Source organism: Mycobacterium pseudoshottsii JCM 15466, from assembly GCF_003584745.1.
Lineage (GTDB): Bacteria > Actinomycetota > Actinomycetes > Mycobacteriales > Mycobacteriaceae > Mycobacterium > Mycobacterium marinum.
The window spans coordinates 3,196,317-3,211,073 of sequence record NZ_AP018410.1 but is presented as its reverse complement, the minus strand read 5'-3'; the positions used below and the strand labels follow the sequence as shown (position 1 = coordinate 3,211,073).

Annotated in this window: 11 protein-coding genes, 2 pseudogenes and 1 riboswitch; of the genes and pseudogenes, 3 read left to right on the top strand and 10 right to left on the bottom strand. The window is 63.6% G+C overall.

Going from position 1 to position 14,757, the window contains the following annotated elements:
• Position 1 precedes the first annotated feature (1 nt).
• Positions 2-1,525: an aldehyde dehydrogenase family protein gene (locus tag MPSD_RS14565; protein WP_020787352.1), complete on the bottom strand. Its 1,524-nt coding sequence runs from the start codon at positions 1,523-1,525 to the stop codon at positions 2-4.
• Complete coding sequence (locus tag MPSD_RS14560) at positions 1,522-1,941, bottom strand: SCP2 sterol-binding domain-containing protein (RefSeq protein WP_011740773.1); 420 nt, start codon at positions 1,939-1,941, stop codon at positions 1,522-1,524. The genes MPSD_RS14565 and MPSD_RS14560 overlap by 4 nt, the downstream gene beginning before the upstream one ends.
• A 482-nt stretch (positions 1,942-2,423) precedes the next feature.
• Between MPSD_RS14560 and MPSD_RS14555 the strand changes: the two genes are divergently transcribed.
• A complete protein-coding gene (locus MPSD_RS14555; protein WP_020787353.1) occupies positions 2,424-3,626 on the top strand; it encodes a TetR/AcrR family transcriptional regulator in 1,203 nt (400 codons plus the stop codon).
• Positions 3,627-3,952: 326 nt separating this feature from the next.
• Here MPSD_RS14555 and MPSD_RS14550 read toward each other — a convergent pair whose 3' ends face one another.
• Positions 3,953-4,246: a QacE family quaternary ammonium compound efflux SMR transporter gene (locus MPSD_RS14550; protein WP_036427304.1), complete on the bottom strand. Its 294-nt coding sequence runs from the start codon at positions 4,244-4,246 to the stop codon at positions 3,953-3,955.
• A gap of 31 nt (positions 4,247-4,277) precedes the next feature.
• Positions 4,278-4,343: riboswitch (guanidine-III (ykkC-III) riboswitch) on the bottom strand.
• A 434-nt stretch (positions 4,344-4,777) separates the two neighbouring features.
• On the opposite strand from MPSD_RS14550, the gene MPSD_RS14540 reads away from it, so the two are divergent.
• Complete coding sequence (locus MPSD_RS14540) at positions 4,778-5,980, top strand: ISAs1-like element IS2404/ISMul1 family transposase (RefSeq protein WP_420811923.1); 1,203 nt, start codon at positions 4,778-4,780, stop codon at positions 5,978-5,980.
• A 45-nt stretch (positions 5,981-6,025) separates the two neighbouring features.
• On the opposite strand, the gene MPSD_RS14535 is transcribed toward MPSD_RS14540, so the two are convergent.
• Positions 6,026-6,376, bottom strand: a complete 351-nt coding sequence (locus MPSD_RS14535; RefSeq protein ID WP_012394572.1) for a helix-turn-helix transcriptional regulator — start codon at positions 6,374-6,376, stop codon at positions 6,026-6,028.
• Between the two features lie 248 nt (positions 6,377-6,624).
• Here MPSD_RS14535 and MPSD_RS14530 point away from each other — a divergent pair, with 248 nt between their 5' ends.
• Positions 6,625-7,434: a YoaK family protein gene (locus MPSD_RS14530; protein WP_012394571.1), complete on the top strand. Its 810-nt coding sequence runs from the start codon at positions 6,625-6,627 to the stop codon at positions 7,432-7,434.
• A gap of 18 nt (positions 7,435-7,452) precedes the next feature.
• Here MPSD_RS14530 and MPSD_RS14525 read toward each other — a convergent pair whose 3' ends face one another.
• The 6 genes and pseudogenes from MPSD_RS14525 to MPSD_RS14500 all read right to left on the bottom strand — a co-directional run bounded on the left by MPSD_RS14525 (position 7,453) and on the right by MPSD_RS14500 (position 14,605).
• On the bottom strand, positions 7,453-8,223 hold the full coding sequence (locus tag MPSD_RS14525; protein WP_020787356.1) for an SDR family oxidoreductase: 771 nt from the start codon (positions 8,221-8,223) through the stop codon (positions 7,453-7,455).
• 3 nt (positions 8,224-8,226) lie between these two features.
• Positions 8,227-9,325, bottom strand: a pseudogene (locus tag MPSD_RS14520) (3,4-dihydroxy-2-butanone-4-phosphate synthase).
• Entirely contained in the window at positions 9,322-9,855 is a 534-nt protein-coding gene (locus tag MPSD_RS14515) for a flavin reductase family protein (protein ID WP_011740779.1), read from the bottom strand. Before MPSD_RS14515 ends, MPSD_RS14520 begins: the two are co-directional and overlap by 4 nt.
• Positions 9,852-10,910, bottom strand: a pseudogene (locus tag MPSD_RS14510) (alpha/beta fold hydrolase). The gene MPSD_RS14515 and the pseudogene MPSD_RS14510 overlap by 4 nt, the downstream one beginning before the upstream one ends.
• A gap of 11 nt (positions 10,911-10,921) precedes the next feature.
• Positions 10,922-13,441, bottom strand: coding sequence for an FAD-binding oxidoreductase (locus MPSD_RS14505; protein WP_086085845.1), 2,520 nt, complete (start codon positions 13,439-13,441; stop codon positions 10,922-10,924).
• 27 nt (positions 13,442-13,468) lie between these two features.
• Positions 13,469-14,605: an LLM class flavin-dependent oxidoreductase gene (locus tag MPSD_RS14500; RefSeq protein ID WP_086085844.1), complete on the bottom strand. Its 1,137-nt coding sequence runs from the start codon at positions 14,603-14,605 to the stop codon at positions 13,469-13,471.
• Positions 14,606-14,757 lie beyond the last annotated feature (152 nt).

Genomic DNA, 14,757 nt, shown 5'->3' with positions numbered 1-14,757 from the left:
GTCAACCGGTTTCGGGGTAGCCGAGTAGGACGTCGTAGGGTTTTGCTTCGCGTCCGCCGGACAGGTCCAGATGGATCGTCTTGACCTCCGTGTAAGCATCGAGCGCATCGGGGCCCAGTTCGCGACCGACGCCGCTCTGCTTGTAACCGCCGAACGGGAGACGACAGTTGATCTGGTGGGCATCGTTGATCCACACGCTGCCGGATTGGATGCGTTCGGCCATCGCCAGTCCCCTGGCGTTGTCGGACGTCCAGATGCTGGCGGCCAGTCCGTAGTCACTGTCGTTGGCGATCGCGATGGCCTGTTCGTCCCCGTCGTAGCCGATGACCACCAATACCGGGCCGAAGACTTCCTCCCGGGCGATCGCCATGTCGTTGTGCACGCCGGTCAGGATCGTCGGCGCCACCCAGAACCCCTTGTCGAACATTCCGCCCGTCAGTGCCTCTCCCCCGAGCGCCACGGTCGCTCCGTCGGTCTGCGCACCACGGATGTAGTTCAGGATGCGAGTGCGTTGTGCGGCGTCGATGACCGGCCCCAGGTCGGTGTCCCAGTCCCTGGTCGGGCCTACCACGATGGTGGCGGCGCGCTTGACCAGCCGATCGACGAATTCCTGGTAGAGCGTCGTGGGGACCAGTGCGCGGGTGCCGGACTCGCAGACCTGACCCGAATAGGCGAAGCATCCGTAGAGCACACCTTCGACGGCCATCTCGAGATCGGCGTCGTCGAGGACGATCGTCGGGCCCTTACCGCCGAGTTCGAGGGTCACCTGTTTGACGGTGCCGGATGCCAGCCGCATGATCTCGCGTCCGACCGCGGTGGAGCCGGTGAACGCAATCTTGCCCACGTCGGGATGCGAGGCCAGTCTGGCGCCGGCCTCGGGCCCCTCGCCGGGGACTACGTTGATCACTCCGGGCGGTAGTCCGCTGCGTTCGGCGATACGGGCGAACTCGAGTATCGACAGCGGTGTGTGCTCGTCGGGTTTGACCACCACGCTGTTTCCCGCCACAATCGCAGGTCCGACCTTCCACAGGGTCAGTAGTAGCGGAAAGTTCCATGGCGTGATCGCGCCGACCACCCCGATCGGCTCGCGGTGCACGACACTTTGACTGAGCACCGGGAAGGTCTCGATCGGTGCCGGACGCTGGTAGGCGTAGCTCTCGGCAAGGTCTGCAAAATAGCTGAAATGACTTAGTGCGTGACCGATATGGAATCCAGTGGCCAGCCGGATGGTCGCGCCGTTGCACGCCATCTCCAGCTCGATCAGCTCATCGGTGACCTGGTCGGCCGCGGCGACGATGCGGCGCATCACGGCGGCGCGCTCCTGTGGCGTGGCCCGCGACCAGCTACCGTCCTCGAAGCTGGCTTTTGCGGCCGCCACGGCGGCATCGACGTGCGATGCATCACCGCAGGCCACCGTGGCGACCGGGCTCTCGTCGCCGGGGTCGACCAGCGACAGCCGCCGATCGGAGTCCACCGACTCGCCGCCGATCAACATCGCATGATGCGGAACAGCCACCGTCGTCATCGGGTCAGGCCACCTCGGGACTGTTCGCGATCTTTCTCGGCGATCTTTTCGCGGTAGCTGCCGAACAGCGGTTTGGTCAACGGGATCAGCCGCAGGATCTTTCCGATCGGCCCCTTGGCCTTGACCTGGCCCTTGGCCAGGCCAATGGTGAGATTGTAGTTACCGCGCCAGAATTGGTCGGCGACATCGGCGGGCATGGTCATCGTGACGTCGGGTGTGAGATTGCTCGGGCCGCAGACGACTCGGAAATCGTCGCGCAGTGCGACGGTGAGTTCGCAGTCGGGATTTGTGTAGACCACCCGCATGACGATGTTGGCGGCGCGGAATTTCGGCCCCGACTGTGGGTGGTCGCCGGCATCACGAAAGACCCCGCCGATGTACTTGTCGATCTCGCTGCAATCCTTGAAGAAGCCCATGATTGGTCCTGCTCCTGCGCGATGTGCGGTGCTCGATGGCACCGGATGCTGCCTGGATGGTGCGTGGATGGTGCTCACGCAATGCAATCACCGGGTCGAGGCCGTGGTCAGCCCCCAAAGGAGAAGTCTTGGTGCCCCGAAGGGGGGAAAGCGCGGATTGGCAGCTCTTGGCCGACACCGGTGCAAGTGGGCCGCGCAGTCCCATGGATAGCCGGCATGTCTATAACCGATACGCAATATTAGCCAAGGCGTGGACGTTAAACATCCATGTAATGTCGTTTTAGTATCGGATGATGTATCTTGATAATCCGATGTTATCTGTCGCGACCGGGGTGCTGCGGCCACGACCGGAGGAGCTATCCACATGATCGATGCCAGGCGAGCTGACAACAAGTTTGTCCTGACCCGGCGCGGGACGAAGCCCTAGGCGGTGCTTCTGGCAGGATTTGTAACCCCGATGCGCAAGAAGGGAGTTCGAGTCGATGGACTCCGTCGTCGCGCCCGTTAGGCGCCGGCCGAAGGATCGAAAGCAGCAAATTCTGGAGCAGGCCGTTGGGCTCTTCATCGACCGTGGCTTTCATTCGGTCAAGTTGGAGGACATCGCCGAGGCGGCGGGAGTCACCGCGCGTGCGCTCTATCGCCACTACGACAACAAGCAAGCGTTGCTCGCCGAAGCCATCCGGACCGGTCAGGATCAGTACCAAAGTGCGCGCCGACTCACCGAGGGCGAGCAAGAGCCGACACCTCGCCCGTTGAGTGTTGATCTTCCGGACCTGATCGCCGCGGCTGTTGCGTCGCGGTCCTTGACGGTGCTGTCGCAGCGCGAGGCGCGCTATCTTAATGACGCCGACCGTATCGAGGTCCGGCGCCGCATCAACGCGATCGTCGCCGGCATGCGCGAAAGCGTCTTGCTGGAGGTGCCCGGTCTGAGCCCGGCGCACTCGGAGTTGCGGGCATGGGCGGTGTCCAGCACGCTGACCAGCCTCGGTAGACATAGTCTGACGCTTCCCGCCGAGGAGCTCAAAGAGCGCCTGTACCAGGCGTGTATGGCCGCTGCCAGGACGCCCCCGGTGTGCGAGCTGGAGCCACTTGGAACGGCCGCTGGCGGGCGCGACGGGCAGGACGTGCTGTTCTCCCGCTATGAAACCCTGTTGGCCACGGGTGCACGGCTATTCCGTGCGCAGGGCTATCCGGCCGTTAGCACCAGTGAAATCGGCAAGGGCGCCGGAATCGCGGGACCCGGGTTGTATCGCTCGTTCTCGTCCAAGCAGGCGATCCTGGACGCGCTCATCCGCCGCCTTGATGAGTGGCGAAGCCTGGAGTGCATCCGCGCCTTACGCGCGAATCGGCAAGCGGCGCAGCGGCTACGCGGGCTGATCGAGGGACACGTCCGGATCAGCTTGGACGCACCGGATCTGGTTGCGGTGTGCGTGACCGAGCTGAACCACGCCTCCGGCGACGTGCGGGACGGATATCTTCGGAATCAAGCCGACCGTGACACCCTCTGGATTGATCTCATCGGCGAGCTGGTTCCACAGACCAGTTCGGTCGAAGCGCGACTTTTGGTCGCGGCGGCCATCAGCTTTATCGAGGATGTGGCGCGTACCTGGCATCTCACGCGCTACGCCGCGGTGGCAGACGAAATCACCGAGATCGCACTATCAATCCTGACCAGCCGGTCCTGACTTCGAACTTGGTAGCGCACTGTTTGCGCGGTGGAACGGGAGTGTCGCGACCCTCATCGGATCGGATTCTCTTCGGGTGATGTTTTGGATTGGGTTGGGGTCCTTCGCGATCCAAGTGCACAGGTGGGATCCACACGGTCTCACGAACAATTCGGTCGGCGGGTACAGCTCGGTGCCCTGGTGCATTTCGTGCCTGCCGATCGCCCTGGCCGCGCGGTAGCAACGAGAACACGAACGGGCCAGATGATTCCAGAGGGAGCCGCCCGCCGGGGCCAGACGTCGCGTTGGGTGAATGGCGAGCAGACCCCGGTCAGGCTCGAACGGAATCAGTGTGCGAGCTTGAGGCCGATCACGCTTCCAATGATCATTGCCAAGAACGCCACCTTGAGAAGCGACGCCGGCTCATCCCCGGTGGCCATCGCGTAGACCACGGTGAGAACTGCCCCAATGCCCACCCAGACGGCGTATGCGGTCCCGACCGACAGGTCCCGCATGGCGTAGGCCAACCCGGCCATGCTGACGATGAAGGCCACCAGAAACACCACGCTCGGCGCAGGCTTGCTGAACCCTTCGGACCTGCCAAGGGCCGTTGCCCACACAGCTTCTAGAACACCAGACATGACCAGCACGATCCACGACGCGGCGTTTCTCCCCGGGCCGTCTTGTCGCACACCGGGTACGGCACCCATCGTCCGGAAGCCTTGATCAAGGCTCTGTCACGAACTTCTCACACCCGCGGTCGGGTGGCAATGTTAGCCCAGTCACCACAGCGGCCCGCGGAACCTGTCAACCGGAATCAGGCACCGTTTCGGGTATTGACAGGACATCCCGCGCTGGTTGCTTGGGGGCCAGCGACTCGACCGTGAGGTGGTGAACACGCCAAAAGTCAACTCGCACAGGCGCTCCAGACTCACACCGAGAACTGCCTTGTTGTGACCTCTGAAGCCACAGTGGCACAAGGAATTACAGTGACCTGTAGGCGCGCGGCGGTAACGTTGGCCGAGCGGTCAGGGCTCCGGCGTTGTTGATTAGCAGGCTTGTGAGCTGGGTTGATGATCTTTGGTGCCGCGCTATTGGGGCCGGAGTGTAGGCACGGGCTATCTGGAGAACGATCGAGTTGGTTACTGTTCGTCGTTGGTCTGGAGTTGCCCGTGCCTACCGTTTCAGTATTGCGTGTGTCGTCGGTTCCAGAGGTGTTCGACCGCTGGAGTCCTGGTGAGCGCAGCGAGCTCATCGGATCGGAGTTTCTCGATGTGTTGGCCTCGGTGCCAGACCCGAGGGACCCACGCGGTCGGAGGTATTCGCTGATGGCTTTGTTGGCGATCGCGGTTCTGGCCACTGCCGCGGGGATGCGCGGCTATGCTGGTTTTGCCACATGGGCGGCCACCGCTCCCGATGATGTGTTGGCCCAATTAGGGGTCCGGTTCCGGCGGCCCAGTGAGAAGACCTTCCGCGCTGTTTTGTCTCGGCTAGACCCCGCCGACCTCAACGCCAGGATGGGCAGTTACTTCACTGCACACGTGGCCAGCAGCGACCCCAGTGGATTGGTGCCGATCGCGTTGGACGGCAAGATGCTGCGTGGTGCTTTACGCGCCAAAGCGACAGCCACGCATCTCGTGTCGGTGTTCGCCCACCGTGCCCGATTGGTGCTCGGTCAACTCGCTGTCGCCGAGAAAAGCAATGAAATTCCCTGCGTACGTGCCCTGCTCACGCTGCTGCCGGGTAGCTTGCGGTGGCTGGTCACCGTGGATGCGATGCATACCCAGGTCGTCACCGCGAAGTTGATCTGCGCCACCTTGAAGTCGCACTACCTGATGATCGTCAAGCCCAACCAAGCCAAAATACTTGCGCGTATCACCGCGCTGCCCTGGGCCGAGGTGCCCACAGCCGCTACCGACGACTCCCGCGGCCACGGCCGTGTCGAGACCCGCACCCTGCAAATCATCACCGCTGCACGAGGAATCGGCTTCCCCTACGCAAAACAAATCATCCGGATCACTCGTGAACGCTTGATCACCGCCACCGACCAGCGCAGCGTGGAGGTGGTCTATGCCATCTGCAGCCTGCCGTTCGAGCACGCCCGCCCTACCGCGATCATGACCTGGATGCGTCAACACTGGGGAATCGAGAACAGCCTGCACTGGATACGCGACGTCACCTTCGACGAAGACCGTCAAAGGGCACATACCGGAAACGGCGCACAGGCCCTAGCAACGCTACGCAACACCGCGATCAATCTGCACCGCCTCAACGGCGCCGACAACATCGCCGAAGCCTGCCGGATCACCGCTTTGACCGCCAACCGCCGCCTAGACCTCCTCAATCCACAATCCCCCAGCTCACAAGCCTGCTAATCAACAACGCCGGAGCCCTGGCCGAGCGGTGGAGGTGCAAACGAACTATGACAACGCTTCTATGAGCTCGCCCACGGTGTGGCTGGCTTCCAGGGGGTGGCGCAGTCTGCCCTTGGGATTGAGGGTGTAGACATTGCGTCTGCCGTCCTTGGACTTGATCAGGTAACCCTCATCGGTCAAGTCCGCCAGGATCGTCTGTACTGACCGCTCGGTGATGCCGATTCGCATCGAGAGTTCACGAGCGGTCAAATGTTCACTGACTGATACGCACAGCAGTACATGTCCGTGGTTGGTCAGGAATGTCCATCCGCGTTCGGAGTCGCTATTGCGCGGTCGGCTTTGCTTCCCGGCCCTGGCAGCGCTCACAATTTCGATGTTGCTACACCGAGCTTTCATGTAAATTACTTCGCTAATTCAAATAGACGAAAGATTGCGCGACTTTGCTGTCACGATCACCCTGGCGCGCCCGCGCCGTCTCGCGGCCCGCTCGGCGCCAAGGCTGAAGTCGGCGATCCCGGGTTGGCGGCGCGTCATCGGTGTGGGCGCTCTGGCCAAACTCATACGAAGAACTATTGGCGAAGATGATTTCGTCATATTACCTTCGTAGTAGTCCGATGATGCTCCAGCCCGGAAAGCGAAGCCTCATGAAACCCCACCCCGGCACACGACCGCAGTCGTTGGCCACGGGACACGACGGCCACCTCTCCTCCAAGAGGGTCCTGCTCAGCTACAGTGGCTCACTGGCCTTCATCGCAGGCTTTGTCAATGCGGTTGGCCTGCTGCTGCTGGCCTTCCCGGTCGGCAACCTCACGGGAGTGACAACCCAGCTTGGCATGAACACAGCCAATCCCTGGCTGTATGAGGGTCACATCCTGGCCGCGATCTTGATGGGGTTTTGGATTGGCGCGATCACGGCCGGAGCGATTCTCGGCAATAACCAGCATCCCCGGGGGTCGCACCACGCCATCGTGCTGACCGTGGAGGCGATATTGCTGATGCTCGCCTCGCTCGGTGTGGAGGAAACTCAGGTCAAGGCGGGCATTCAGGCGCTGGGCGTCGAGGAACCCGTCGTGCAGGCCCTGTTTATCGCGGCGGCCCTTGGAATGCAGAACGGCCTGACGTCAAGCTTCCGCGGGATGGCGGTTCGCACCACCCACTTCACCGGCACGGTGACCGATCTCGGCTTGATGCTTGGCCGCGCCCGTCGGGAAGGAATCGAGAGCTGGAAGGCCGCAGTCCTTGCGCTGACCTTGGTGCTCTTCTTGGTGGGTGGCGCCGCCGGCCTGCTGATCGGAACCTGGCTTGGCGGATATGCGCTGCTTCTTCCGGCGGCGGCGTGTGCGGTCTTTGCGGCGACGTATTTGCTGCGTAGCCGGAAGACCAAAGTGGCCACGGCGACAACGGCCGAGAACCCAGCGCGAGACGTCGGCGAAACCGCAACAGTGACCGTGTGAGTGCTGGGCGAGCGACGCTCACCACAGTGCGGCGATGGTTCCGCCGTCCGCGATCTGGGTTGTTCCGGTAATCATCGACGAATCGTCGGACAGCAGGAACGCCACGATGCTAGCCATCTCCTCGGGTCTGGCCATGCGGCCCTGCAGCCTGGCAATCATGGTGTTCGCGCCCCCCGTTCCTAGGACCTCGTCGAACATCGCCATCGCACTCTGTTGCATGGGGGTATCCACGAACGCGGGCAACAACGCATTGGAGCGCACATTGGCCGAGCGCAGTTCGGCGGCAGTGACTCGGCTGAGGTGGCTGATCCCGGCCTTCGACATGCCGTACGCCGCGGTTCCGCCCACCCCGATATGGCCCGCCAGTGACGACATGTTGACGATCGCTCCCCCGCCGCGCTCGACCATCTTGGGTGCCGCATGCTTGGTGCACAACCAGGCTCCACGCAGGTTGATGCCGATGACCCGATCAAAGTCCTCGACCGCGGTGTCGAGGATCGGGGCCAGATGAACGACTCCGGCATTGGCGACGAGCTTGTCGAGCCCGCCGAACGATGTGACGCAGGCTTCGACCATGCCGGCGACCTGTTCCTCGGCACTGACATCGACCTGATACCCGACTGCGCCGGAGCCGATTTTTGCCGCTGCTTGCTCGGCCGAAGCGCCGTCGATGTCCGCGCAGAGTACCGCGGCGCCTTCGGCGGCCAGCCGCTCGGCGATCGCGAGGCCGATCCCGGCCCCGGCCCCGGTCACGATCGTGGCTTTGCCGGCCAGGTCCGGGTACCTCACGGGCTAGCCCGCGGCCGCGAGTGGCGTGTCTGCAGGCCCGGCGGCCGCACCAGCCTCGCGAATGGCTCCGAACATCACAAGGCCAAATCCTGGCATGTCGTCGGAGAGTTTGATCGCATACACCCCAAGATCGCGCAGCATCCAGGTCACGGTCTCGGACATGAAGTCAGCGGGGGTCTCCTCGTCAGAGGCGAACAGGCCGCATGCGCGCGGCGGTCCCGGGGGCCGCAGGTATAGGACCACGCCGCTGCCCTGGGCTGACATTGCGCTGAGTGCGCCGTTGAGTTCCCCGCCGCATCGGCACCCGGTCGACCCGAAGACGTCGCCGGTCAGACACTCGATGTGGACGTGCAGTGCCACGGGCACGCCGGAGTCGGGGGCACCGATGATCACCGCCAAATGCTCGCCTCCGGGGTTGGCTGGCCCCAGATCACGAAAACCGATGACGCGGGAATTTGCCGGCCCACGTGGGTAGGGTCGTCTCGGTCAGCCGGATGACCTGCGGTTCGGTCCGTTGGCGATAAGCCAGGAGTTCGGCGATGGACACGACGGCCAATCCGTGTTCCACGGCGAATTCGACCAACTCGGCGCCGTGCGCCATCAGAGTGGGATTACGGCGAGAGACAATCTCACACAATGCGGCGGCCGGCCGGTGTCCGGCTAGGAGGGCAAGGTCTACGGCGGCTTCGGCGGGCTCGCACTTGGTGAGCACCCCGTGCGGCTCGGCCAGTAGTGGGGCCACGTGCCCGGGCCGGAGAAAATCCGCAGCTTGCGAGCCCGCCGACGCGAGAGCCGCGATGGTGCGGGCACGGTCGCGCGCCGAGATGCCGGTGCCGGTTGCTCGCACATCGACCGATACCCGATGTGTCGGGTTGTGATGGCACATCGGCGGTAGGTTCAACCGCGCACACTCGGCGCCCGGCAGCGCGACGCGGACATATCCCGCCGTGTGCCGGACGGTGAAAGCGGCCAGAGACGAGGTCGCGGCCTCGGCCGCGAAGACCAGATATCCCTGGGCGGCGTGATCGTGGGTGACAACGACGGGGCGTCCCGCCGCTATCGCGGTGATCGCCCGGCGCACCCGGACATCGGTGGTTTTCATCCAGGCTCCGTTGCAGGGTGAGCGGCCAACCGGCGGAACCGGCTGCCATGAAAAACCAGTGGCGGTGTCTCGGGATCGGCTCCCAGCGAGCAGATTTCGAGCAATGCGATGGTGTGATCCCCCGCCGGGACCTCGGAGTGCAGCCGGCACTCCAGCCAGGCGCTGGCTCCGAGAACGACCACGCCCCCGCCGGGCAGCTCGCTGTGGAACACCCCGGCGAATCGGTCACCTTCCTTGCGCGAGAGGCTGATACATGCCTCGTCGTGGCCCTCGGCAAGAACGCTGACGCCGAGGCGCGGACGGTTGCGCAACTTCGGCCACGTCGTGGAAGTGTTCTGCACGCAGATCGACACCAGCGGCGGGTCGATCGAAACGGAAGTGAACGAGCTCGCCGCCATCCCGACCGGGGCATCGCCGACCATCGCACAGACAGCAATCACACCGGAGGGGAAGCAGCCGAAGGCGTAGCGCAACGCGGCGCCGTCGAGAGGGTCGACGGTCTGCGGAATCATGTCGAAGGTGCAACTCACTGCCGCAGCCCCCCAAGGAATTCGAGTAGCAGCCGGTTGGTCTCATCGGGCGCTTCCTGCTGAATCCAGTGCCCGACGTCGGCCACCATGTGGGTGCCGCGGTAGTCGGACATGACCTCGTGTGCCCGCGCTATGGCCTCGGCTCCCCAGGTGGTGCCGACATCGTATTGACCACCGATGAACAGCGCGGGCGCAGACAGCGGCTTGCCTTCCTGGTCGGCGAGGTCGTGCCAGTCGTTGTCGATGTTGTGATAGAAACTCAGCGGTCCACCGAAGCCGGAGCGTTCGAACTCGCCAGTGTAGAAGTCAAGATCGGCATCGGTGAACCAAGCGGGCATCGTCTCCGGGTAGACGAACGCGTCCTTGAGCCGCGCCCCATCGGCCATGCACAAGGGGCCGGCCCGGATAACGTCGATCGGATCCATGGATGCCAGATCGACACCCGCATCGGCGGCCGCCTTGGTGGCCGCGATCATGCCGTCGCCGGACACCGTGTAGGTCAGCCCGAGTAGCCAGGTCCGCACATCTTCCTCGATCTCGGCGATGATGCCATCCTGAGCGGAGAAGTAGTCCTGATACCAAACCCGGCCTTCGCCCGCCAGCTCGAGGTGGTAGTCATTGGGCCGATGCTCGCCAAAGGGGCTGCCCGGCAAGCCGATCACACCACGCCCGGCGAATGGAACGCTGATCCCCACCACCCCGGCGCATCTTTGCGGATATAACCAGGCGAAGGTCCAAGCGACCGGCGCGCCCCAGTCGTGACCGATAACGAATGCCTTGTCCGCACCATAGGCATCGACGACACCAAGCACGTCACCGACTAATTCTTTGATGCGGTAGGCCTTTTGCACCCGGTACTTCGACGATCTGCCATAGCCACGCTGATCGACGGCCACCACCCGGTAACCCGCGGCGGCCAGCGCCGGAATCTGATGGCGCCACGAGTACTAGGACTCTGGAAACCCGTGCAGCAGTATCACCAGCGGTCCTTCGCCGTCTTCGACGGCATGGATGCGGGTGCCCCGGCAGTTCAAGATCCGATGAGCCTGCGCCATGGTCGCCTTCCTTATCTCAGATCACCCACGGTCACCAGCTGGTCCGCGGGTTCGGCAGGTGCGGTGTGGTTTTCGTAGTTGCGGGCGATCAACGTCTTCTGGCCGGACAGCCTGGTTCGCGCCCATTTACCGATGACGCGGCTGGCGATTCCGGGCTTCATGAGCGCCAGCGGCGGTTTGACCAGGTGGACGACGGCCAGAAACTCGCGGTAGGCGTCGAGGTCGTCGTGCACCAGCTCCAACAGCCGATCCATGTACCAGGTGAGCGCACCGAAATAGAACGGGCGTTTCTTGTCGACGTCCTTGAGCCAGTTGAAGCGCAGGTTCTGCTCGCGGATCACGAACCAGGCGGTGTCGGCCATCTTGGCGATCGTTCGGTAGTACTTGCGCGGTAGCTCCCGGTGCGTGGGACCGTATTTGGACAGCAGCAACTGCATCTCCCGAACTTCCTTGAGCGCCAGACTCATGCCCAGCCCGGAAACGGGGTCCGCACTGGTGTAGGCGTCGCCCACCGCCAACAGAGCGCGCGGCAGGTTGCGCTTCTTTTCGTAGTGCAGCCGCAGCATGTTGGGATATCGGAAGTTGTAGATCGGCGAGGCCGGCTGAAGTCCGTCGATGTTCTCTCCGATGACCGGTGACGGCATCAGATCGGCGAACTCGCGAAATTCTCGGACGGTGCGTGGCGGCGAGTAGCAGTTGTAGGCCACCAGTGAGGTGGGCAGGATGGTCCGGGAGCTGTCGGTGTAGTACTGCGCGGCGTAGGTGTCTTCGTAGGGCCGGTACGCATAACAGATCACCATCACCTTGTCTTGCCACTGCCGCTCCGGCGGCACCTGGTGTTGCATGGTGGAGTAGAAGCAGTTGATGATGTCCTGCTCGACCTCGGGGGCTCCAATGCCGATGCGCTCCAAGAACTCCGGCACGTGGGTGTTCTTTCCCGAGGCATCCAGGACGAACTCCGCGGGAATCACCTCCGGTTCGCCGCCGTCACCCGGGACGGCAACCCCGATGACGGCGTTGGTGGCGCGATCGAACACCAGGTCGGTGACCTCTGACTCGTAGCGGAAGTCGATGCGCGGTTCGTCGTCGAGTCGACGGCGCACGCACCATTCCAGCAGCGGCCGCCCGGCGCACACGATCTCGATGTCGCTCGTACCGGGTTTCTTCCAGGTTCCGCCCAGCCGAATCCGGTACTGGGCTGCCATGTCGACCTTGAATGCGCCCTCGCGCACCATGTCGTCGACGATGCCGGGGAAGAAACGTTCGAGTTCGATCTGCCCGGCGGTGAGGAGGTGGTGCAGGTGCCAGCCCTGCGCAGCGCCCGGTCTGCCCTCGCGGCGGCGGTGGGGGTCGTCCTTCTCGAGCACGATGACGCGGTCAAAGGTGTCGCTGCAGACCTTGGCCGCGGTGATGCCCGCGATGCTGCCGCCGATGACCACAGCGATACCGCGACCGCTGCGCCGCACCGCGGCGAGATCCAGGGCCGAGTAGTCCAGGCGCGCCGGCGTGCGGCGGCGCGCCGCCCCGCTGGCCACGAACTTTTCGTGGTAGAGCCCAGCTCGGTGAAAGCCATTGGCCGACAACCAGGTGCGGGTAGCCTCGACCATCGCAGCGGGGCCGCACAGGTACACGTCGGCGTCGCCGCCGGCCAGCATCGCCTCGTCGAGCAAGTCGGTGACCAGCCCGGTGCGCCCGGACCAGTCGTCGTCGCGGCGCGCCACGGTGACGTGCACCTGCAAGCCCGCAACACGGTGCTCGAGCTGTTCGAGTTCGTCGAGCTTGCACAGATCTTCGGCCGAGGTCACTCCATAGAGCAGACTTACCGGTTGGCCGGGATCGGCCGGCAGACTCTGGGCCATGGCCAGGATTGCTGACAGGCCGGTACCGCCGGCGACCAGCACCACCGGCCGTACAATCGGGCGAAGATAGAAGTTTCCCTTGCTGCCCCGCAACGCAATTCGATCACCCTGTTTGGCGTGGTCCCGCAGATAGTTCGACATCGCGCCGTCGGGCAACAATCGGATAATGAACTCGAGCTCACCACCTCCGTCGGCCGGATGCGCATAAGAGTAGTTGCGCCACTGGTCGCTACCGGGAACCTGCAGCTGGGCGAACTGGCCCGCTCGATATCCGATCGTGCCGGCCATGGCCGAGACATCGACACGCAGGACGGCGGTGCCCGGTGACACCATGTCAACACCGGTCACCACGCCGTCGCCGCTTACCAGCAACGCCGCGTTGTCGTCGACGGGGTACTGCAGTTCGATCTCGCAATCGGACTCGGCAAAGGTCTGGCAGGTGAGGATCTTTCGGGCCGCTCGCTCCACATCGGAGAGGCCCTCGGTACGTCCCATGTCGTACCGGCCGGCGGTGCAGGTGGCCACGCAGGTGCCGCAGATTCCGCTTTGGCATTCGTTGACGATGGCGACACCGTGTTCTTCGGCGGCCTCCAGTATCGACTGGTCGGGCCGCACCGGCATGGTCTTGTGCGTTCCGTCCGAGTAGCCGACGGTAACGTGCCGAACTGTCATGGCGGTGCCCTTCTCGCCTTTGGTTCGCTAGACGATCGCGGCTTCGGGCTTTGGAGGTTTGTGGGGTCCCCCCGGCTTCTTGGCGATGCGAGCATCGAGCCGGGGCATGACTTCCTCGGCGAGCAGCCGTAGTGACTCTTTCCATGGCCCCGGGTTCTCCCGGTAGTCGAATCCGAGAACCAACAGGTGACCGAATCCGCCGACCTGGTCGTAGGTGGCTTCGAGTTTGTCGACCACGGTGTCCACCGAGCCGACCACGAAGGTGTTTTCGGCGAGGTACTCCGGGGTCACGTCGTCGTCGGGCACCGAGGGGTTGTGCTTGTAGAACTTGGTCATGCCGAACATTCGGAAGGTCGGCAGGACGTACTCGCGCATGGCTCGCCCCATGGTCCCGTCGACGGCGTACCGGAATGCTTGCTCATCGGTCTCCGCCACCAACACCTCACGCACGAGTCGCCAGTCGCGGCGGTCGGACGTCCGGCCGCTGCGGGCGGCGCCTTCGAGGACCGCATCCCAGTGGGTCGCGACATACTCGGTGTTCAGGTCCAGGCTCATCGGAAGGTGGCCCCGCTCGCCGGCCAGTTTGAGGGTTTCCGAGCCGGCGCTGAACCCGGTTACTCCGATCGGTGGGTGGGGTTTTTGGTAGGGCTTGATGTGGCGCCTCATCAGACCTTCGAACATCGGCGCAATACCGTTGGCGTTCCAGTACTTTCCGCGATGTTCCCAGGGTTGGTCTTCGGTCCAGATCCGCAACATGATTTCGAGGGCTTCGCGGGTCATCTCGCGATGCTCGCCATTCTTGCCGTCCACGTCATAGAGTGCCCAGTCTCCTGGGATACCGCTGGCTCCGACGCCCAGCATGAAGCGGCCCTGTGCCAGGTGATCGAAATACGCTACGCGATGGGCAAGTTCGACCGGGTGATGATAGGGCAGCAGGTGCGCGCCGGGTGCGAGCTTGATCTGCTTGGTACGCAGCAGCGCCTGGGCCAACAGTAGATCCGGGGCGCAGATCGGCTCCCACGGCACGGTGAAGTGTTCGCCGACCCAGGCTTCGACGTAGCCGAGTTGGTCGGCCAGTTCGATGATGTCGAGGTCCCACTGGGTGGCGTCGTAGAGAGTGCGTTCCGGCGGATGGGCCGGCATGAGGAATATTCCGATCTCCATCATTAACCCTTCTGGTCTGTCCCCGGCCCTGATGTGTGGCGCCGTGATCGCGTCTTCTGTAGGTATACCACAGTACTAGCAAGATACTTGACTGCGCACAAGACCCAATTTGCATGCGAGTTTATGTGTCATGGATCCCCTGATAGGCCGTA

Coding starts and splice junctions, on each gene's coding strand:
- MPSD_RS14565 (WP_020787352.1), bottom strand. CDS start 1,525: ATGACGACGGTGGCTGTTCCGCATCATGCGATGTTGATCGGCGGCGAG.
- MPSD_RS14560 (WP_011740773.1), bottom strand. CDS start 1,941: ATGGGCTTCTTCAAGGATTGCAGCGAGATCGACAAGTACATCGGCGGG.
- MPSD_RS14555 (WP_020787353.1), top strand. CDS start 2,424: ATGGACTCCGTCGTCGCGCCCGTTAGGCGCCGGCCGAAGGATCGAAAG.
- MPSD_RS14550 (WP_036427304.1), bottom strand. CDS start 4,246: ATGTCTGGTGTTCTAGAAGCTGTGTGGGCAACGGCCCTTGGCAGGTCC.
- MPSD_RS14535 (WP_012394572.1), bottom strand. CDS start 6,376: ATGAAAGCTCGGTGTAGCAACATCGAAATTGTGAGCGCTGCCAGGGCC.
- MPSD_RS14530 (WP_012394571.1), top strand. CDS start 6,625: ATGAAACCCCACCCCGGCACACGACCGCAGTCGTTGGCCACGGGACAC.
- MPSD_RS14505 (WP_086085845.1), bottom strand. CDS start 13,441: ATGACAGTTCGGCACGTTACCGTCGGCTACTCGGACGGAACGCACAAG.
- MPSD_RS14500 (WP_086085844.1), bottom strand. CDS start 14,605: ATGGAGATCGGAATATTCCTCATGCCGGCCCATCCGCCGGAACGCACT.